Genomic DNA, 20,157 nt, shown 5'->3' with positions numbered 1-20,157 from the left:
TTCCATGTCTGGCAACATCGTAAACACTACTGACGAAAACTTCGAAGCAGACGTTCTTCAATCAGACGTTCCTGTACTGGTCGACTTCTGGGCAGGTTGGTGTGCACCATGTAAAGCAATTGCACCTGTACTAGAAGTACTTGCTGATGAATATCAAGGCAAGGTTAAAATCGTGAAAGTTGACGTAACTTCTTGCGAACAAACTGCTGTAAATTTCAACATTCGTAACATCCCGGCTTTGCTGATGTTCAAAAATGGTGAAGTTGTTGCGACTCAAGTCGGTGCTGCACCAAAATCTAAACTGACTGCATTTATTGATGACAATATCTAAGCAGATCATTTTTTAGTAAAAAAATACGCGACTTATGCTCGCGTATTTTTTTCGGCTATAAATTGACAAAGTCAGCATTTTCTCTTATATTTGCTACTCAAGAGATAAAGGATCCTAAATCCTGCCAATTTCTTACAAGACACATTACATAAGATGCCGCTCGGCAATAGAAATTGTTTTTCACATTTTTCTTTGAAACACTCAAACAGATCTCTGAATTGTTCTTTTTCAAATTCAATGGCTTTCGTTTGAATGCTTGTATGCGGCCGAATGTTACTCCCTTTCCAACCTGTACCTCAGAACTTTGATTCTATCTGACCACCTATGAATTTAACCGAACTCAAGAAAAAACCGATTGGCGAACTCATCAAGATTGCCGAGTTTATGGGCCTTGAAGGTATGGCCCGTAACCGTAAGCAAGACATTATTTTTGCCATCTTAAAACGTCATGCAATGAATGGCGAAGAGATTTTTGGTGATGGCGTTCTAGAAATTTTGTCAGATGGTTTTGGCTTTTTACGCTCAGCCGCAGGTTCTTATTTAGCAGGCCCTGACGATATCTATGTCAGCCCTTCTCAAATTCGTCGTTTTAACCTACGCACTGGCGACACCATTACCGGCACCATTCGTCCACCAAAAGAAGGCGAACGTTATTTTGCCTTACTTAAAGTCAACCAGATTAACTACGACACTCCTGAAAACTCACGTAACAAGATTCTGTTTGAAAACCTTACGCCATTATTCCCGACTGAACAGTTGGTGATGGAATTAGGCAATGGTACCACTGAAGATTTAACCACGCGTGTGATCGACTTAGTCGCACCGATTGGTAAAGGCCAACGTTCAATTATTGTGGCTCCGCCGAAAGCCGGTAAAACCATGCTGCTGCAAAGCATTGCTCAATCGATCGTTCGCAATAATCCTGAAGTCATCCTGATCGTTCTGTTAATTGATGAACGTCCAGAAGAAGTAACCGAAATGGAACGTACGGTTCGCGGTGAAGTCGTGGCTTCTACCTTTGATGAATCACCTGCGCGCCATGTTCAGGTTGCAGAAATGGTCATTGAAAAAGCGAAACGTCTAGTTGAGCATAAAAAAGATGTGGTGATTCTGCTTGACTCAATTACCCGTCTGGCACGTGCCTATAATACCGTGATCCCTTCATCAGGTAAGGTATTAACTGGTGGTGTGGATGCACATGCCCTAGAACGTCCCAAACGTTTCTTTGGTGCGGCACGTAATATTGAAGAAGGTGGCTCTCTAACCATCATTTCTACTGCCCTGATTGAAACTGGTAGTAAAATGGATGAAGTGATCTACGAAGAATTCAAAGGTACAGGTAACCAGGAAATTACCCTTGATCGCCGTATTGCTGAAAAACGCGTCTTTCCTGCAATGAACATCAAGAAATCTGGTACTCGTCGTGAAGAGCGCCTGATGTCAGAAGATAATCTTCGTAAGGTCTGGATTCTGCGTAAGCTGCTGCATACGCAAGATGAATTGGCGGCAATGGAATTCTTGCTGGACCGTATGAAAGAAACCAAAACCAATGATGATTTCTTTGATCAGATGAAACGTAAAGCTTCAAATTAAAATTTCAAATGAAAGGTCACCTAAGCGGTGGCCTTTTTTAAGTTGACATGAATTACACAATGAAACAATCGAGCTCTATTTATGTAAACTTATTTTTAAGTTTTTGATTAATAAAATAATCAGATTAAAAATTGTATAACTTTTAAAAACTTACCAAGCCTTTCTCCAATCTAAATGTTTCATTCCATTGTTATTTTCTGTTAAAAACTTCTTACTTTTTAGCATATTTCAGTACTTTTTTAAGCCTTGCTAGTAGCATTTAAAAAGGCGCAGTGATAGCATATTTGCAGACCAGTTAGACTGCTCCTGCATTGTTAGTACCTAACATAATTAGGAATAATAAAAGCACTTAACAGACTAACTTAGGTTTTTTTTAATCTCAATTTTTAGAGAGTGATGCCATGTTATTCAAAAAAATCGCTATTGCTGCTGCAGTTGCTACTACTTTAGCTTTCGTTGGTTGTGCTAAAAAAGCTGACGACGCTGCTGCTGACGCTAACCAAGCTGCATCTGAAGCTGTAGAAGCTGCATCTGAAGCTGAAGCTGCTGCTGACGCTGCTGCTGTAGAATCTACTTCTGAAGTTGCTGCTTCTGAAACTGCTGCTGTTGCTGAAGCTGACGCTGCTGCTGCTGTTGCTGTTGACGCTGCTGCTGACGCTACTGCTGCTTCTGAAGCTGCTGCTCAATAATCTTTTAGATTATTCAGTATAAAAAAAGAGAGCCTTGGGCTCTCTTTTTTTATTTTAAATACTGAAATTTAAAAAAATAGCAGAATTTAAAAAAAGCAGATCAGTTGATCTGCTCATTTCCCACACGTTGACGAAACTTCTGTCCCGCACGGAAGGTCACTACACGGCGTGCAGAAATCGGAATCTCTTCACCCGTTTTCGGGTTACGGCCTGGACGTTGACGCTTGTCACGCAACTCAAAATTACCAAAACCCGAAAGTTTTACTTGCTCGCCTGAGATGAGCGCCTGGCTAATCTCATCGAAGAACAACTCAACCATTTGTTTTGCTTCACGACGGTTTAAACTCGTGAGCTCACTTAAATGATCAGCCATTTCTGCTTTAGTTAGTGCTGTCATGAAGCCCTCAATGTCGCTTGGTAAGTGTTTTCTAACACTTGAAGGATATTATCCATACCTGATTTAATTTCAGCATCTTCCAGTGTACGGCTTGGATGCTGCCAGAGAAGTGCAAATGCCAGTGAGCGTTTCCCTTCTTCTACTCCTTGTCCAGTGTACACATCGAACAACCAAGTTGAGTCTAAAAGCTCTCCGCCTGTTTTTTCGATAAGTCCCTGAATTTCGCTAACATTAATCTTATCATTAATTAAAAGAGCAATATCACGTCGAACCGATGGAAAACGTGATAATTCTGTAAAATTAGATACATAAGTTTGCAAAACAGCCGCTTGATCCAATTCTGCTACCCATGTGGTTGCCAGATCAAGCTCGTCTTCAAGTGAGGGATGTAAACGACCCAAGTAACCAATTGATTGACCATTCACGAGAATCTCTGCGGATTGTCCTGGATGCAACCAGCTACGCTCTGAACGTATATATTCCACTTTGACACGACCAGCAGCCAGAATTTCCTCTATATCGCCCTTAAAGTCAAAGAAGTCCATTGGCTGTGCCTTGCCATGCCAAGACTCAGGGGTACGTGCACCCGTTGCAATCAGGGCAAAGGTTGGAATCTGTTTTAAATCATGAATACTGTTCGCTTCTTGATAGTCAAAACGCAGACCTAGCTCGAAGAAACGTACCCGACTTTGCTGACGATTGATATTGTATTGAACACAAGGAATCAGGCTAGAGAGCAAGGTTGAACGCATTACCGCTAAATCACTTGAAATTGGATTCGCTAATGCTAAAGGTTTCACATGAGAATTAAGTTGCTTTTCAAGTTTTAGGTCTGCAAAACTAAAACTGATTGCCTCTTGGTAACCCAAAGTTACCGCGGTTTGACGAAGTTGGCCCAATTCGAATTGATCTTGATATTTGGCCAGCTTCACATCAATCACAGGCAAACTGATTTGAATATTGTCATAACCATGAATACGAGCGACTTCTTCAATCAAGTCTTGGTAAATCACCATATCATAACGATGTGATGGCGGCACTACAGACCACTCGCCTTCTGCTTTTACTGTAACTTCACAACCTAAACGGCTTAAAGCATCAGTAATGAACGCTGAGTCAACACTATAACCTAGCAGTTGATCAACTTGGGCTTGATTCAACTCAATTGCGTCGCGTGTTGGCAATAGGGCTGTATTTTCGGCAACTGTAATTGGCCCGAACTCACCGCCCGCAAGTTCCGCAATCAATTGTGATGCGCGGTGCATAGCGATCAATGGTAATTCAAAATCGACACCACGTTCATAACGCTGAGAAGCATCAGTATGCAGGCCAAAGCTACGCGCACGACCGGCAATATGCAGTGGCGCGAAGAATGCAGATTCCAGGAAAATTTCAGTGGTTGCATCGCTGACTGCTGAAGACAAGCCGCCCATAATACCAGCAATGGCCAATGCTTTTTCATCATCTGCAATCACCATCACTTTTTCGTTGAGTTCAACTTCTTGTTCATTGAGCAAAACTAACTTTTCAGCTTCTGTCGCTTGACGTACATGTACCGCACCTTGCACTTTACCACCATCAAATGCATGTAGCGGTTGACCCAGCTCCATCAGCACATAGTTGGTAATATCTACCAGAATGCTGTGCTGACGAATACCAGAGCGAGCCAATGCTCGCTCCATCCATACAGGAGTCACAGCCTTGGTATTGACGTTCTTGATCACACGACCCAAGTAGCGTGGGCAGCCTTCAGTCGACACAACGACTTTCTTTTCGTCGCTAATAGTCGCAGCTACTTCTTTAATTTCAGGGGCAGTCACTGGCAATTGGTTGATCACCCCAATTTCACGTGCGATCCCGCGAATACTGAAGCAGTCCCCACGGTTCGGCGTAATGCTGATGTCAATCACGTTGTCATCAAGATCCAGATATTCACGAATGTTCATACCCACTGGTGCATCTGCAGGCAGCTCTAAAAGACCGTCGATTTTATCTTCCAGATCAATTTCTGAAGCGCCGCACAGCATACCTTGTGACTCGATACCACGTAGCTTGCCTTTCTTGATTTTGAAATCGCCTGGAAGTACTGCACCAATGGTCGCAACTGGCGCTTTCATGCCGGCACGTACGTTTGGCGCACCACATACAATTTGCAGTGGCTCACCTGAACCGATATTGACAGTGGTCACACGCAAGCGATCTGCATCAGGATGTTGTTCTACTGTCAGGACTTCACCAACCACTACACCAGTAAAGGGTTTAGCTGCAGGTGCAAGCTCATCGACTTCCAGACCCAACATGGTCAATTGATCAGAAAGTTTTTCGCTATCGATGGCTGGGTTGACCCATGTGCGTAGCCAATTTTCGCTAATTTTCATTGATATAAAACCTGTAATTCAAATCTCTAGAATCCCCTCTAACTCCCACTTTCTTCCAAAGAGGGAGAGCCCTATGTCATATCTAGACACCCGTCTCCTTTTAGGAGAGGTTAGGGAGAGGTATAAATTTGTTTTTAAGCAAACTGGCGTAAGAAACGCACATCGTTTTGGAAGAACATACGTAAGTCATTCACGCCATAACGCAGCATTGCAAAACGTTCAACACCCAGACCAAAAGCAAAGCCTTTGTATTTTTCAGGATCAATGCCTGCAGCTTGCAGCACATTCGGATGCACCATACCGCAGCCCAGTACTTCCAGCCAGCGACCCCGTTCATCCATAATATCCACTTCCGCACTTGGCTCGGTGAACGGGAAATAAGATGGACGGAAACGTACTTTCAAATCTTTTTCGAAGAATTCGTTCAGCAGGTTAATCAGCAAACCTTTCAGTTCCGCGAAGCTGGTATTTTCAGCCACGTATAAACCTTCGATCTGATGGAACATCGGCGAGTGGGTTTGATCCGAATCACAACGGTAAACACGGCCTGGACACACGATCTGGATTGGTGGCTGCTGGGTTTCCATGGTACGAATCTGCACACCAGACGTATGCGTACGCAGCAAATGGTTCACATCAAAATAGAAAGTATCATGCATAGCACGCGCTGGGTGATGACCTGGAATGTTCAGTGCTTCAAAGTTGTGATAGTCATCTTCAACTTCAGGACCTGTTGCAACCGTAAAACCTGCCTTGGTAAAGAACTGGCAAATACGCTCTTGCACTTGGGTCACTGGATGGATACTGCCCACCTGCTGACCACGACCTGGTAAAGTAATATCAATGGTTTCGCTTGCCAGTTTTTGTTCTAAGGCAGCTTTATGCAGTTCTGCCTGACGTGATGTCAATGCAGCGGTAATGGTTTCACGTACAGCATGGATTTGTGCGCCGAAGACTTTACGTTCTTCAGGATCCATTTTACCAAGCGACTTAGATTGTTCCGCGAGCTGGCTTTTTTTCCCCGTAAATTGCACTCGTACTTGATCAAGTGCAGCAAGGTCTTGAGCTGCTGCAATCGCAGCGAGCGCTTCAGTGGTCAGGGCTTCCAGTGACATAGTAACTCTCAAAGCAACAGGTTAAAAAATATTTTAAAAACCCCACATTCTAACAGTTTTTAGACACTTTGATGAAGATGCGTTTTAAGGAAAATTAGATTGGCATGATTAAATATAAAAAGTATAAGATAAACACAATATCAATCAGATCAAATCACTATGGCACTCGATCAAATTTGGAAACAGCAACTGACCCTGGTCACTTATGGCAATGAATATTTGTCTCAGGGCCTGAGTTTCAATCGTTGGATTCAACATGCCATTTTTAATCAGCATCAGTTTGCCTTTCGGGATCTGATGTCACAACACCTGCTGGCTCAGCATTTTCAGATCTGGCTGGAAGGCCTGAAAAAACAAGGCGTACGCCGACTGAGCTTGCATCGCTCTGATTTACTGATTGATGAAAAAAATCCGAATGCCAATGTCGAGCTATTACCACTGGCGCATTTTATTGTCAGTCATGGTGCCAAAACCAAAACAGCCTGGATCATCGGCAAGGAACTGCCTGAATGGTACAGCGCAGACAATGATTACGAAGCTCCTAAATCACAGCAGTCCCCTTTACGCCATGAAACTTTCTGGTGTTATGAGTTAAATCCTAAACTGGCCAAGCGCATTGATGTCGATCTGGAAGCCCCAAACTGGGATGATATTCAGGCCTATACCGATCATGAACTGTTTGAAAGTAGCCTTGCCCAAGATTTTACCGAACCAGCGTATACCAATTTGCCCTATTACGGCACCATGCCTGCCATTCAGGCCGATAACGAAAGTCATTTGGCCTTAATTCCCACTGACTATTCAGCGGATTATGCTCACCAGACTTTGTACCGCCTAGATGCCTTAAATGACTTTATTCAAACGAAAATCCAGCATCCCTATCGTGCAGATGGCGAAGTACTCAGCCCGGAGCAGCAACTTAACCTGCGACATTTTTCGCAAAAAATTGATGATTTAAGTGCTAAATTCATCAGTAAAGTCGCTAACCACTATAAAACTGCACAGCTAACGCCTAAAGTTGCGCCTGATCCATTTATCGGTATGAGTACCGAAGACCGCTCACCAAAAATTTCTAAAGCAGAAAAACCTCAGGACCCAGGCAAATCCAGTTCGTCTGCAAATGTGCTGACCTTAATTGTGATTACCGTGATTATCTGTCTGATTGGCTACTATTTCGGCCTTTAACATTTTGCCAGAAAAGCTTGAACATCACAGGTAGAATCCAATTGGAGATGTTGATACTCAGGAGCAGACATCAGCTTGAAATAACGCTGGCGCTTTTATAATAGATTATGATCATCCAACCTGTGATGGAATTAAGGTTAAGCAGCTGCCTGAAAATTGCAACATTGTCGGAATGAGACCAAAGCTGTTATTTGCTGATCGTCCAGAAATGCCCTTTTGATTGACCGGTGGCGGTATTGAAATAAAAGGATAAATCAGCCCTACAGTGTAAGGGCTGATTTATTTTCTATCGTCTTTTTCCAGGGTTTAGATTTTTCTACGTTGAGCCAGCTTGCCCAGAGTCTTCAAAAATTAAATGTCCCACTGATAATATAAATCTTTAAGATTCTCACCCAGATCACTGGCATCTCCTTCACTGACAAAATAGGCGCCGGTCTTTTCATAAAAATAACGACTGGAATTCAGGTTCAATACGCTGCATTGCATATGCTGATAGGATTTTTCTCGACTTAAGCCCAAACCCAATTGAACCAACTTAGCCCCCACACCTTGTCCCTGAATCTGTTTCAGTAAATACAAAGCTCTCAACTCACTGATTAGTGCATCTACCGGAAAATTGAAAGCAGCAAAGCCCAGCACCTGAGCATTTTCTTCATAGACAAATACCCGTCGATTTTCCTGTTCAAGCACAGAACGCCACAAAGCGGTTCTTTGTTCTACACTCAACTTATCGAGAATTTCTTGTTTGATGATGTTTTTATAGCTTTCACGCCAGCTTTGTACGTGCACTTGGGCAATCGGCAGAACATCCTGTTGAGTGGCAAGTCGAATCATTATTTTTAAGCCTTATTTTTGATTATGCAGTTTAACAATGACTAAAAAATATAGGATTTACAATACTGATTTTTAAATAATATTTAAAATGACTACTTTTATTTAAGCATAAAAAAAGACCGCTAAAAGCGGTCTTTTTCAAGTCATAAAGACTTATGCAGCCAATGCATCTTTAGCTTTAGAAGCTAAAGCAGCAAACGCAACTGCGTCATGCATAGCGATGTCAGCAAGTACGCGACGGTCGATAATCACTTGAGCTTTTTTCAAGCCAGCGATCATACGGCTGTACGACAAACCATTTTGACGAGCACCAGCGTTGATACGTGCAATCCACAAAGCGCGGAATTGACGTTTCTTCTGACGACGGTCACGGTAAGCATATTGACCAGCTTTGATTACCGCCTGGAACGCTACGCGGTAAACGCGTGAACGAGCACCATAGTAACCTTTAGCGCGAGCAAGAATTTTTTTGTGACGGCGATGAGCCTGTACACCACGTTTTACACGAGCCATTTATAATCTCCTTAGATGTACGGGCACATACGACGAACTGAAGCAACGTCACTTACGTGAACCATTACACAGCCGCGCAATTGACGAATACGCTTAGCAGATTTTTTGGTCAAAATGTGGCGTTTGAACGCTTGTTTACGCTTAAAACCGTTAGCAGTCGCTTTAAAGCGTTTAGCTGCACCACGGCGAGTTTTCATCTTAGGCATAACAACCTCTTTTGAACACCTGTTCGGCTCGTTTGCACCATTACAAAACGACCTGCAGGTAAGGGAGCGAGTATTCTAAAGCATCTTTGTTTAAAACAAAAGCATCTTCACCCAATAAGCGAATTTAAAGAATGATTTCGCTCTGAAATAATATCCAAGACTGAATCAAGAAAATAGCTTCAGGCTTAGAACAAGGCAAAGGCCGCATAGACAAACAGATAACGTCCAATTTTAGCGATGCTGACCATCAGCAGAAAACGGGCGAAGTTTTCTTTTAATAGTCCCGCAATCAGGGTAATCGGATCACCAATGATAGGCACCCAGCTCAGCAGTAAAGACCAGTAACCATATTTTTGATAGGTCGTTTGCGCCTTGAGCATCTTGTCTGCCGAAACCGGAAACCACTTTTTATTCTTATAATGTTCAATCTTGAGGCCCAGATACCAGTTCACACACGACCCCAGAATATTCCCCAGACTGGCCACCGCAATTAACAGCACTGCATGCTGCTTGTTCTGCACTAAAAGCCCCAGCAAAACAGCTTCAGACTGTAAAGGCAATAAGGTCGCTGCACCAAAGGCCGACAGAAATAGCAGCAACAGACTCATACAGCTATTAACGGCTCAAACCCAACTTTTTCTTGGCTTTGCTGTATTCCCAACTCGACCAAATTACTGCTGCTACCATGACAATAATCCGCCCCCCTTTATACTGCTGAGTAATGGGTTCAATCGCTGCACGGAGAATTTGCTGATCTTTGGTATTCAAGGCTGCAATCACCTGATCAATATGCACAATTTCAGCAATATAAAGCACCAAACATGCAGCAATTCCAAAGAGGATACTCCAGTAAATTCGGGTATTGCTTTCAATAATCTTGGTAAAGTTCAGAAGAAAATCGTTCATATATCCATCCAATAAAAAACCACCGTAAGGGTGGCTTTATTTGCTTAAGACTATTTTAGCATAAAGGCTACAGCTTAACTGACCTGTATCGCCAGCGCTTTCTGAACTGCAGGACGTGCATTCAAGCGATCAATATATTTGGAAACCTCAGGATAATCTTCCAGGTTGATCTGCTGCCAGTCATATCGCAATAACCACGGAAATATCGCCATATCGGCAATCGAGTATTCGCCAGCCACATACTCCTGCCCGACCAGCTGTTTATTCAGCACACCATACAGACGTTTGCTTTCATTGACATAACGATCTGTTGCATAAGCAATCCGCTCAGGCGCAAAACGGCTAAAGTGATGATTTTGTCCGAGCATTGGTCCCAGACCGCCCATTTGCCACATCAGCCATTGTTCCACCTGAACACGCTTTACTTCATCAACTGGATAAAACAAACCTGTTTTTCGACCCAGATACTGCAAGATCGCGCCTGACTCAAAGATTGAAATCGGCTGACCATTCGGCCCATTCTGATCAACGATTGCTGGGATTTTATTGTTGGGAGAAATAGCCAGAAAATCGGACTGGAACTGATCATTTTCTAGAATATTGATGGGAATAATTTGATATTCCAGCCCCATTTCTTCCAAGGCTATACTGATTTTGTGGCCATTCGGAGTGCCCCAGTAATATAAATCGATCATTTTCTTTTAATACTCCCTGCACTTGTCACGTGCGATGATGTCTCCAACATAGAGGATTTAGAAGGAAACAACAAGCCTAGAGATAAAAATTATTTTATAATAAAAATCAATATATTATTAAAATTTTATATTTTTTATATTGGATATCTTGAAAATTTCAGCCACATACACATATTTATTTTTGCATAAGAATTAAGTCAGTCTTCTGCACTGTAGATGCCTCACCTGACAGATCTTATTTTCTTGTTTTTATAACTTTACTTAAATGAGAAGGTTCTAATCATGAGTAACTTAAATCTTCATCCCTTGTTTCGTCGTAGTATTGGTTTTGATCGCCTGAATGACTTTATTGATTACGCCATGCAAAGCGATACACCGAATTATCCGCCGTATAATATCGAAAAGCATGGTGAGAATAATTACCGCATCGTGGTGGCAACTGCGGGTTTTCGTCAGGAAGAACTCGACATTCGTCTGGAAAACAGGTTGCTGACCATCTTGGGGCAACCTGAAAATCAGGACAATAACGCTATCGAATTCCTGCACAAAGGAATTGCACGACGCGCGTTTAAATTGTCTTTACGCCTAGATGAGTATATTGAGGTACAACAGGCAGACTATGAAAATGGGTTGCTGATCATTGACTTGCAGCGCATTATTCCAGAAGAGAAATTACCTCGAAAAATTCCGATCGGCAAGAAACTGCTCATTGAAAATATTGAAAAATCAGTGGAATAAGCTTGATTAGGCTAAAAAGCAAGGTCCGAAAGGGCCTTTCTTTTTGGCTACGGATTACCTAAGCTCATTGAGGCAATACGCTTTCTGATCATTAAAATAAGCCATGAATGCGCCAGAAAATATCCTGTTTCATCAAGCCAGCCCGATCATGCGCGCAACTGGATATCTGCTACTGTGCTGTCCGGTTGGAATATTCAGCATTTTCTATTTGAGCAGTACGGGTAGCAATTCCAGTTTTCTTCAAGGGCTGCTATTTTTATGGCAGGAGGCTCCTGGCTTTTATATTTATATTGGTGGCTTTCTTGGTCTTGCCGTACTTATGCTTGGAACTAAATTAAAAATTACCTCACACGCCATTTATTATACTCTGGCAGGTTTCCGAATCAGCCTGTGCTTAAAACGGCACTCGGTACAGTATAGTTTTCTGAATCCACACTATGATTCTCTCAAAGCACATCTCAAACGCTGGCTCTATAACATGCCAGCGCATGTCATCAGTCAACGCGATGGCACTTTGGATTTTAAATTGCACCACCCCGGTCGGATAAATCAATTTTGTCTTGGATTTTTCCGGATTCAACTGTCGATGTTTTCTCGTCAGCAGGCTCAACAGATTATGCAGGCCATACAAAGTGCCTGGAATTTCAGAGCATAAAAAAGCCATCAACTGAATACTTTTTTATACCGGGTAAACAGGTTATGGTAATAAACACGCTGTCAATTCATCCACTGTTTGACACAAATAGGTTGGTTTGGCCTCTGCCAATGCATGTGCATGGTTAAATCCCCATGTCACCGCGGCCACAGGCATACCTAAGGCTTGTGCGGAATGAATATCTGAAATTTGGTCACCAATATAAATGGCGCGTTGTGCTGAGCAATGGGTATGGCGTAATACCTTTCTAATTTGTCGCTGTTTACCATAAATTGAGGCATTTGGCATAATCCAGTCGAACAGAGCAAGACGCTGTTGGCCAAGACTGGCATGACAGTTCTCCAGCGAATTGGAGGTCACGACCGCCAAGCATATACCAGCTTGCTTTAACTGTTGCAGCAATTGATCTATTCCGTCGAACACAACAGGTTGCGGGCTGTGCTGTATACTCCGTTTACAATCCAAGGCTAAACGAATCGCGCTTAAACGTGACAAGCCCAACTCTCTACGAATGGTACGCGGTGGAAAAGATCTTAAATATTCAATGCGCTCAGCATTCAACTCAGCATATTGGTACTTGCTAGCATGCCGGTTGAATAAACCAATGAAGAGCGGGAAAGAATCGACCAAAGTACCATCCACATCAAAAATCACCACTTGATAGGGCAAGTGATGCTGATAATCTATCATCGAATCATTTTTAAAAAACTCTTTAACCCACTGCATCATAAAAAAATTATTAAATAATAAACGAATCAGGCTATAACAATTTTAATCTATCTGATTGTTTTATACTTTACATTTTCTGATTTTAATAAAAAAAGCCCTGCTGATGCAGGGCTTTTTTCGCTTAATGAGAGCTTACTTTTTCTTTTTAGGACCAAGCAGCATACCCATTTGACGGCCTTCCATTTTCGGCATCTGTTCAACAGTACCGAATTCAGCCACGTCAGCTTCAATTTTTTGCAATTGAGCTAGACCCAACTGTTGGTGTGCCATCTCACGACCACGGAAACGAAGCGTGATTTTCACCTTGTTACCTTCTTCAAGGAACTTGATGATTGCACGTAGTTTTACGTTGTAATCACCAACATCAGTACCCGGGCGTAGCTTGATTTCTTTCACCTGGACTTGATGTTGTTTTTTCTTCGCTTCTTTCTGCTTTTGCTTAAGATCAAACAAATGCTTGTTGAAGTCCATGATCTTACATACAGGTGGCTCAGCATTTGCTACGATCTCTACAAGATCAAGTTCAACACTTTCTGCTGCACGTAGGGCTTCAGCTAAGCTTACAATCCCTTTTTGCTCACCATTTTCGTCTACAAGACGGACTTCTTTCGCACGAATTTCATCATTCAAGGCAGGACGGTTTGATTTGTTACCGCCCTGTTGATTACGGTCAGGCTGTTTAATCGCTGTTACTCCACAATGTACCGGCCGCGTTCGGCTACGGCTGTTTTTACTAGATCAACGAAAGCATCGATTGACATAGTACCCAAATTTTTTCCTGAGCGGGTACGTACGTTTACTGTACCTTCCTCTACTTCACGGTCCCCAAGTACCAGTAAGTATGGAATACGCTCTAATGTACGTTCACGAATCTTAAAGCCGATTTTCTCATTTCTCAAGTCAGAAATTGCACGGATACCGTTTTCTTTAAGTTTTGCGACGACTGACTCACATGCCTCAGCTTGAGAATCGGTAATGTTCATTACACATGCTTGCATTGGTGCCAACCAAGGTGGCATGAAGCCTGCGTAGTGTTCGATCAGTATACCAATAAAACGCTCGAAACTGCCAAGAATTGCACGATGTAACATTACTGGCTGATCGCGGTCATTATCTTCAGTGACATAAGACGCATCCAGACGTTCTGGCAAGTTAAAGTCACACTGAATGGTACCACACTGCCAGACACGACCTAAGCAGTCTTTCAGAGAGAATTCAATCTTCGGACCGTAGAATGCGCCTTCGCCTGGTTGAAGTTCCCACTCAAGACCTGCAGCATCTAAAGCATCTGCCAAAGATTTTTCTGCCATATCCCAAAGCTTGTCATCACCCACACGTTTTTCAGGACGCGTCGACAACTTCATTTGTACTTCTTCAAAGCCAAAGTCTTTGTATACATCCAGTGTCAATTTGATAAAGTTTGCAACTTCAGGACCAATCTGTTCTTTGGTACAGAAAATGTGCGCATCATCTTGGGTAAAGCCACGTACACGCATAATGCCGTGTAATGAACCCGATGGCTCGTTACGGTGACATGAACCGAACTCTGCCAAACGAATTGGAAGATCACGATAAGATTTCAAACCCTGGTTGAACACCTGCACGTGACATGGGCAGTTCATTGGTTTCACCGCATAATTACGGCTTTCTGAATGCGTGGTGAACATGTTGTCTGCGTAGTTCGCCGCATGACCCGATTTTTCCCACAAGCTAAAGTCTACGATTTGTGGTGTTTTAATCTCTAGATAGCCATTGTCCTGCTGGACTTTACGCATGTACTGTTCAAGGACTTGGTAAATGGTCCAACCATTTGGATGCCAGAACACCATACCCGGTGCTTCTTCCTGCATGTGGAATAGGTCAAGCGCTTTACCGATTTTACGGTGATCGCGTTTTTCTGCTTCTTCAATACGCTTGATATAAGCTGCAAGCTGTTTCTTGTCTGCCCAAGCTGTACCGTAGATACGCTGTAACTGCTCGTTCTTCGCATCACCGCGCCAGTACGCACCTGACATCTTGGTGAGTTTGAACGATTTCAGGAATTTGGTGTTTGGCACGTGTGGACCACGACACATATCCACATATTCCTGATGATAGTAAAGACCCATTTGAGTCTCGTCTGGCATATCTTCAATTAGACGTAGTTTGTAATCTTCGCCGCGCTCGGTGAACACTTTGATCACTTCATCACGTGGCGTCATTTTTTTGATGACATCGTAGTCCTGATCGATGAGCTTTTTCATGCGCTCTTCAATCGCAGCCATATCATCTGGGGTAAATGGTTTTGCATTAAAAATGTCGTAATAGAAACCATCTTCAATGACAGGACCAATCACCATCTTCGCTTCTGGGAACAGCTGTTTAACCGCATGACCCACCAAGTGCGCACATGAGTGACGAATTATTTCGACGCCTTCATCATCTTTAGGCGTGATAATCTGTAAAGTTGCGTCTTCGGTAATTAAATCGCATGCATCAACCAGACGGCCGTTAATGCGTCCAGCGACTGTATTTTTTGCAAGACCAGGACCGATGCTTTGAGCAACTTCCATCACAGATACGGCATGATCAAACTGTTTTTGATCGCCATTTGGCAAAGTGATAATTGGCATAAGAAAATCCTTAAGGAGTGATGCCCCGTACCATGGAGCATATCACCGCGAGATTATGATCGAGGGAAAACCTCAAAAGATAAAAACGGTGGATAAATAAAAATCGATTCGAATTTTACACGGCTTGGCCGCATGATTAAACCTTTTCCCCAATAAAAATAAGATTTATCACCAAAACCATATCTGATTTAAAAAAACTTAAGCTCATTTTTTAGTTCAGAATTTTATTATTCCCGAAAAGTGTCCCACGCCATAAATTTTCCCTTGCTGTAGCTATAAAGCTGGGCAAATTGCGGAATGACAGCTTCACTTTGTGTCGGTCTCAAAAAGACGTAATCATCCACTTGTAGCCCGCAGTATTTAGGCACCAAAACCATTTCCTGATTACTGCTGCGACCATACAACATATGCGGTCGACTTTTTTCAGGATAACAGTAATTTGCCTGCCAATAACCGCCATAAATAAATAATGCTTTATGCGGATGTGGCAGATAATCAAGTACTTCGAGACCGGGAAGCTGACTATAAGGCAATACTTTTAGAATTGGTGCAGCAATCCATAAAGCGCAGTTCAAGGTAGAGAGATGATCCAGATCAAAATCACTCGGTTTGAGCAGCATGGAACCAAAAGACAGATCATTGCAGACACTTTGCTGGCAATGCTGCATAAAAGTAGCGCTTCCCCCACCATTCAAACACAGATCTTCATGCCATAAATCAGGGAATTTCTGCTGCAAAATAGTTTTATAGTGCTGATAAATCTGCTGCGATTGCCGATAGCTTTTTTCAGGACATTTCAGTATTTTTGGCAGTTTTGCCACATGCGCATCATAACCCATCAAGCCAGACAGTTTCAGATATGAGGAATATTGCTGAATCAGTTTAAGTAAGGCGACAAACTGTGCCTGACTGCTTACACCTCCGCGATGCAGGCCCACATCAATTTCAATGTTGACATTCAGGCAAAGATTCTGGCTTTGCGCGAATTGCAGATATTGCTTCAAACGCTCTATATCATCAATCAGCCACTGGATATTTGCTTTATTCTGACTAGAGGATTTTTGGTAAAAACGTTTTAGCGCCTGAACCGGCATGGGTTTGCCCAGCAAGATATCAGCTTGCGGAAATGTCCCTATAATCTCCAGCAGATGAGGCAAATGAAAGACCATAAAGCGCCTGGTATTCAGTTTCTCACTGGCCAGTTGAAGCAACGGGGGACTCGCCAAGGATTTTACTACCAGACGTGGTTTTAACTGCGCAGGCAATTTTGACTGTACATAGTCCAAATTACGTTGATAGGTTTTTAAATCTAAAATCAGTTGCGGTGTACCAGTCCCCTGCTGCTTCAAGTCCCATGTCAGTTGCTGAAAATACTCTGTTTGCATCTCCCAAGCCTCAGTTTCCAGATAAAAATAATTGTTTTAGGTACGGATTCAGCCATTTTTGCTGTGGATCCAGTTGCTGACGTACTCTCATAAAATTATCCCATTTCGGGTAGAGATCATGTAGCGAAGCGGTGTTCATGCTATGCAATTTGCCCCAATGCGGCCGTCCCTGATATTTCTGTAAAATCGGTTCAATCAGATCAAAGATGGTCCGGTAATCCTGTTTATAAAACTGGTGAATCGAAATTGAAACCGCGTCACGCTGATAAAAAGGACTCAGCCAGATATCGTCAGCTTTGACATAACGAAACTCGATGGGAAAAAACATCGGCACCTGATGTTTACGTAAAACATGCAGAATCTCGTCCAGACACTGCAATCCCGAATCGACCGGAATCTGATATTCCATTTCATTAAACCTGGTCTTACGCGGAGTTGGAAAAATCCTGGATGACCAGTCTACATAACGAGTCGGTTTGACAAATACACCGAGCAGTTTTTGCAGATAAGGATTCGTCTGGGGGAAAAGCCGTGTCAACTCGGAACATAAGGTCAATAAAGTATCTTCCGAAGGCCAGCTCTCTTGCCTCGGCTGAACGTCATCTTCTGTTTCATCCAGAGTTTTCAGCATCACCTGATCAGCATGCAGAAAAGCCCAAAACTCAATATGTCGATGCTGATATTTCCATTGCTCAATATGCGTAAAAACATCTTTTAATGAACACAAACGGATTTGTTCTTTTAATTTGTAGCGTGGCCGATTTTGCAGGGTAATTTTGGTCAACACCCCCAAACTACCCAGTGCTACCCGTCCAGCCTGAAATATCTCGGTATTCTGCTGGGCATCGCATTGCAGCAGCTCTCCCGCTGCAGTCAGTAATTCAAAGCCTTCCACAAAAGCAGATAAACAGGGTAAATCGATACCGGTGCCATGGGTTCCGGTGGAAATTGCACCAGCCAGACTTTGCTGGTCAATATCACCCTGATTGATTAAAGCCTGATTAATGGCTGCTAGTTCTTTACCTAGATTATATAAACGGGTACCGGCCTGGACAGTGCATTGGGATTTCGCTTGATTAGAGGCCACCACACCTGTGAACTGATCAAGATTAAGCAGTCCTTTATCTGTTTTGGCGAGTGGGCTAAAGGAATGCCCTGCACCTACTGCACGCATCTGCGCCTGGGACTTCACCAAATTTTGTAATTCATTCATTTCTCCAGGCTGAAAAATGTGAGGAGAACTCAACTGGCTTCCTGACCAGTTTCGCCATGTGGCATCTGCCTGTTGTATTTTCATTATTATTCCTTGGCTTATATAATTTGAATGGCTCAATTAGAGTAAAATACCTAAAAAATCAAACATGGGAACCCATGGGTTCAAAACATTTAAACAGGATTAAATATTTACATTAATATTCAATTACTTAAAATTATTAAAATCGTACTCGACTAAAGCATAAATGCAAGATCCCCAAGAAGTACATATCTTTTCAGCAGGATATCAAAATAAATATAGAACGGAGTTTTACCATGGTTAGCGCATATGATGAATTACCGCGTACCCCCGCGAATTTTGTAGCTTTGTCACCTTTACGCTATCTGGATCGTGCAGCTTATATTTATCCAAATCAGAATGCGATTATCCACGGAAAGCGTCGGATCACCTGGCGTGAGAAATATAACCGTTGCCGTCAGTTTGCTCACCAGCTGCAAAAATTAGGCATCGGCAAAAATGACACTGTTTCTGTCCTGCTGCCTAATGTCCCTGCCATGATTGAAGCACATTTTGCCGTACCGATGGCAGGTGCAGTCCTCAACACCTTAAATACTCGTCTGGATGCCAAAACCCTTGCCTTCATGCTGGAACATGCTGAAAGCAAAGTCTTGCTGGTCGATCCCGAATTTACTGCACTTGCAGCAGAAGCCCTCGCCCTGATTTCACACGATATCTATGTCATTGATGTGGCTGATGAAGAGTTTGAAGGTGAAGAGCAGCGTATTGGTCAAATCGAATATGAAGACTGGATTGCCCAAGGCGACGCAAACTTTGAATGGCATTTACCCCAAGATGAATGGGATGCCATCAGCTTAAGCTATACCTCCGGCACCACCGGCAACCCAAAAGGTGTGGTCTATCATCATCGAGGTGCCTACATTAATGCAGCCAGTAATATTATTGCCTGTGGCATGACACCCCGCGCCACCTATTTATGGACCCTGCCGCTATTCCACTGTAATGGCTGGTGCTTTGCCTGGACCATGGCGGCCAACGGCGGAACCAATGTCTGCCTGCGTAAAGTCGATGCTGAACTGATCTTTAAGCTGATCGCTGAACATAAGGTCGATTACTTCTGTGGTGCACCGATTGTCCTGTCGATGCTGATCAACACACCTGAAGAGAAAAAGACCAAGTTTGAGCACCGGGTCGAGGTCATGGTGGCAGGTGCCGCTCCTCCTGCGGCCATTATTGAGGGCATGCGCAATATCGGCATTAATGTAACGCATGTCTACGGCTTGACAGAAACCTATGGCCCTTCTGCACTATGTGCATCTCAGGCAGGCTGGAGTGATTTATCCATTCAGGAACAGGCACAGTTGCACTCCCGTCAGGGCGTACCTTATCCGTTGCAGGATGGCATGAAAGTGCTTGATCCCGACACCATGCAGGAAGTACCACACGATGGACAGACCATGGGTGAGATCATGTTCCGTGGCAATATCGTGATGAAAGGCTATCTGAAAAATCCCGAAGCCACCGCGGAAGCCTTTGCAGGAGGCTGGTTCCATACTGGCGATCTGGCGGTATGCCAACCGGATGGTTATGCCAAAATCACTGACCGCTCCAAAGACGTGATTATTTCCGGTGGGGAAAATATTTCCTCGCTTGAAGTCGAGGAAGTATTATATCGACATGCGGCCGTACTCACTGCAGCAGTAGTTGCCAAGCCTGATCCACGCTGGCAGGAAGTACCATGTGCCTTTATTGAACTTAAAGAAGGTACCCAGGCCACTGAAGAAGAAATTATGGAATTCTGCCGTGAGCATCTGGCCCGCTTTAAAGTGCCTAAGGATGTGGTGATTACCGAGATTCCAAAAACTTCGACCGGCAAACTGCAGAAATTTGTTTTACGTGAATGGGCTAAAGAACGCGCACAAGGTGAGTTCTCTTAACTCCAGATAAGCAGGTTCCCGCAAA

21 protein-coding genes are annotated in these 20,157 nt (G+C 43.2%); 7 read left to right on the top strand and 14 right to left on the bottom strand.

The genetic code is table 11. The features are described 5' to 3' along the window. The first annotated feature begins 4 nt into the window (after positions 1–4). The 3 genes from trxA to VXQ11_RS05120 all read left to right on the top strand — a co-directional run bounded on the left by trxA (position 5) and on the right by VXQ11_RS05120 (position 2,613). On the top strand, positions 5–331 hold the full coding sequence (gene trxA / locus VXQ11_RS05130) for a thioredoxin (protein WP_064094712.1): 327 nt from the start codon (positions 5–7) through the stop codon (positions 329–331). 324 nt (positions 332–655) lie between these two features. Next, the gene (gene rho / locus VXQ11_RS05125) at positions 656–1,924 is read left to right on the top strand and encodes a transcription termination factor Rho (protein ID WP_004278267.1); all 1,269 of its coding nucleotides are present in this window, start codon (positions 656–658) and stop codon (positions 1,922–1,924) included. Between the two features lie 401 nt (positions 1,925–2,325). Beyond that, the gene (locus VXQ11_RS05120; RefSeq protein ID WP_064094713.1) at positions 2,326–2,613 is read left to right on the top strand and encodes a hypothetical protein; all 288 of its coding nucleotides are present in this window, start codon (positions 2,326–2,328) and stop codon (positions 2,611–2,613) included. 100 nt (positions 2,614–2,713) lie between these two features. Here the strand turns inward: VXQ11_RS05120 and VXQ11_RS05115 are convergent, their stop codons facing one another. From VXQ11_RS05115 to pheS, 3 genes are all read right to left on the bottom strand, one after another. Further along, positions 2,714–3,010: an integration host factor subunit alpha gene (locus VXQ11_RS05115; protein ID WP_004783565.1), complete on the bottom strand. Its 297-nt coding sequence runs from the start codon at positions 3,008–3,010 to the stop codon at positions 2,714–2,716. Beyond that, entirely contained in the window at positions 3,007–5,388 is a 2,382-nt protein-coding gene (gene pheT, locus VXQ11_RS05110; protein WP_416705565.1) for a phenylalanine--tRNA ligase subunit beta, read from the bottom strand. The genes VXQ11_RS05115 and pheT overlap by 4 nt, the downstream gene beginning before the upstream one ends. A 134-nt stretch (positions 5,389–5,522) precedes the next feature. Further along, positions 5,523–6,503, bottom strand: coding sequence for a phenylalanine--tRNA ligase subunit alpha (gene pheS / locus VXQ11_RS05105; protein WP_004278272.1), 981 nt, complete (start codon positions 6,501–6,503; stop codon positions 5,523–5,525). Between the two features lie 159 nt (positions 6,504–6,662). Here pheS and VXQ11_RS05100 point away from each other — a divergent pair, with 159 nt between their 5' ends. Then, a complete protein-coding gene (locus VXQ11_RS05100) occupies positions 6,663–7,688 on the top strand; it encodes a hypothetical protein (RefSeq protein WP_416705564.1) in 1,026 nt (341 codons plus the stop codon). Between the two features lie 351 nt (positions 7,689–8,039). On the opposite strand, the gene VXQ11_RS05095 is transcribed toward VXQ11_RS05100, so the two are convergent. From VXQ11_RS05095 to VXQ11_RS05070, 6 genes are all read right to left on the bottom strand, one after another. After that, positions 8,040–8,522 (bottom strand): GNAT family N-acetyltransferase, encoded by a 483-nt coding sequence (locus VXQ11_RS05095; RefSeq protein ID WP_416705563.1) that lies wholly within the window; start codon positions 8,520–8,522, stop codon positions 8,040–8,042. A gap of 153 nt (positions 8,523–8,675) precedes the next feature. Next, positions 8,676–9,035: a 50S ribosomal protein L20 gene (gene rplT / locus VXQ11_RS05090; protein WP_004647525.1), complete on the bottom strand. Its 360-nt coding sequence runs from the start codon at positions 9,033–9,035 to the stop codon at positions 8,676–8,678. Between the two features lie 11 nt (positions 9,036–9,046). After that, on the bottom strand, positions 9,047–9,241 hold the full coding sequence (gene rpmI / locus VXQ11_RS05085) for a 50S ribosomal protein L35 (protein ID WP_004278281.1): 195 nt from the start codon (positions 9,239–9,241) through the stop codon (positions 9,047–9,049). A gap of 185 nt (positions 9,242–9,426) precedes the next feature. Further along, positions 9,427–9,849: a YqaA family protein gene (locus tag VXQ11_RS05080; RefSeq protein ID WP_004278284.1), complete on the bottom strand. Its 423-nt coding sequence runs from the start codon at positions 9,847–9,849 to the stop codon at positions 9,427–9,429. Positions 9,850–9,856: 7 nt separating this feature from the next. Continuing rightward, the gene (locus VXQ11_RS05075) at positions 9,857–10,147 is read right to left on the bottom strand and encodes a hypothetical protein (RefSeq protein WP_064094717.1); all 291 of its coding nucleotides are present in this window, start codon (positions 10,145–10,147) and stop codon (positions 9,857–9,859) included. Positions 10,148–10,221: 74 nt separating this feature from the next. Next, positions 10,222–10,842 carry a glutathione S-transferase N-terminal domain-containing protein gene (locus VXQ11_RS05070; RefSeq protein WP_064094718.1) on the bottom strand — a complete coding sequence of 207 codons (621 nt, stop codon included), beginning with the start codon at positions 10,840–10,842 and terminating at the stop codon, positions 10,222–10,224. A 282-nt stretch (positions 10,843–11,124) separates the two neighbouring features. Between VXQ11_RS05070 and VXQ11_RS05065 the strand changes: the two genes are divergently transcribed. Continuing rightward, positions 11,125–11,580: an Hsp20 family protein gene (locus tag VXQ11_RS05065; RefSeq protein WP_416705562.1), complete on the top strand. Its 456-nt coding sequence runs from the start codon at positions 11,125–11,127 to the stop codon at positions 11,578–11,580. Positions 11,581–11,683: 103 nt separating this feature from the next. After that, on the top strand, positions 11,684–12,235 hold the full coding sequence (locus VXQ11_RS05060) for a hypothetical protein (protein WP_416680334.1): 552 nt from the start codon (positions 11,684–11,686) through the stop codon (positions 12,233–12,235). A 42-nt stretch (positions 12,236–12,277) separates the two neighbouring features. Here VXQ11_RS05060 and VXQ11_RS05055 read toward each other — a convergent pair whose 3' ends face one another. The 5 genes from VXQ11_RS05055 to VXQ11_RS05035 form a co-directional block, all read right to left on the bottom strand. Continuing rightward, complete coding sequence (locus tag VXQ11_RS05055) at positions 12,278–12,925, bottom strand: HAD hydrolase-like protein (protein WP_416705561.1); 648 nt, start codon at positions 12,923–12,925, stop codon at positions 12,278–12,280. A 171-nt stretch (positions 12,926–13,096) separates the two neighbouring features. After that, the gene (infC, locus tag VXQ11_RS05050; protein ID WP_004647518.1) at positions 13,097–13,594 is read right to left on the bottom strand and encodes a translation initiation factor IF-3; all 498 of its coding nucleotides are present in this window, start codon (positions 13,592–13,594) and stop codon (positions 13,097–13,099) included. Between the two features lie 59 nt (positions 13,595–13,653). After that, a complete protein-coding gene (gene thrS, locus VXQ11_RS05045; protein WP_416705560.1) occupies positions 13,654–15,576 on the bottom strand; it encodes a threonine--tRNA ligase in 1,923 nt (640 codons plus the stop codon). 227 nt (positions 15,577–15,803) lie between these two features. Next, positions 15,804–16,961: an alanine racemase gene (locus VXQ11_RS05040; protein ID WP_416705559.1), complete on the bottom strand. Its 1,158-nt coding sequence runs from the start codon at positions 16,959–16,961 to the stop codon at positions 15,804–15,806. A 10-nt stretch (positions 16,962–16,971) separates the two neighbouring features. Further along, positions 16,972–18,258 (bottom strand): D-arabinono-1,4-lactone oxidase, encoded by a 1,287-nt coding sequence (locus VXQ11_RS05035; protein WP_416705558.1) that lies wholly within the window; start codon positions 18,256–18,258, stop codon positions 16,972–16,974. A 233-nt stretch (positions 18,259–18,491) separates the two neighbouring features. Between VXQ11_RS05035 and VXQ11_RS05030 the strand changes: the two genes are divergently transcribed. Next, positions 18,492–20,132 carry an acyl-CoA synthetase gene (locus VXQ11_RS05030; RefSeq protein ID WP_416705557.1) on the top strand — a complete coding sequence of 547 codons (1,641 nt, stop codon included), beginning with the start codon at positions 18,492–18,494 and terminating at the stop codon, positions 20,130–20,132. The last annotated feature ends 25 nt before the right edge of the window (positions 20,133–20,157 follow it).

This window comes from Acinetobacter sp. 197, from assembly GCF_048148385.1.
Lineage (GTDB): Bacteria > Pseudomonadota > Gammaproteobacteria > Pseudomonadales > Moraxellaceae > Acinetobacter > Acinetobacter pecorum.
Note: the sequence above shows the minus strand (reverse complement) of the source record. Positions and strands in the feature narration are given on the sequence as shown.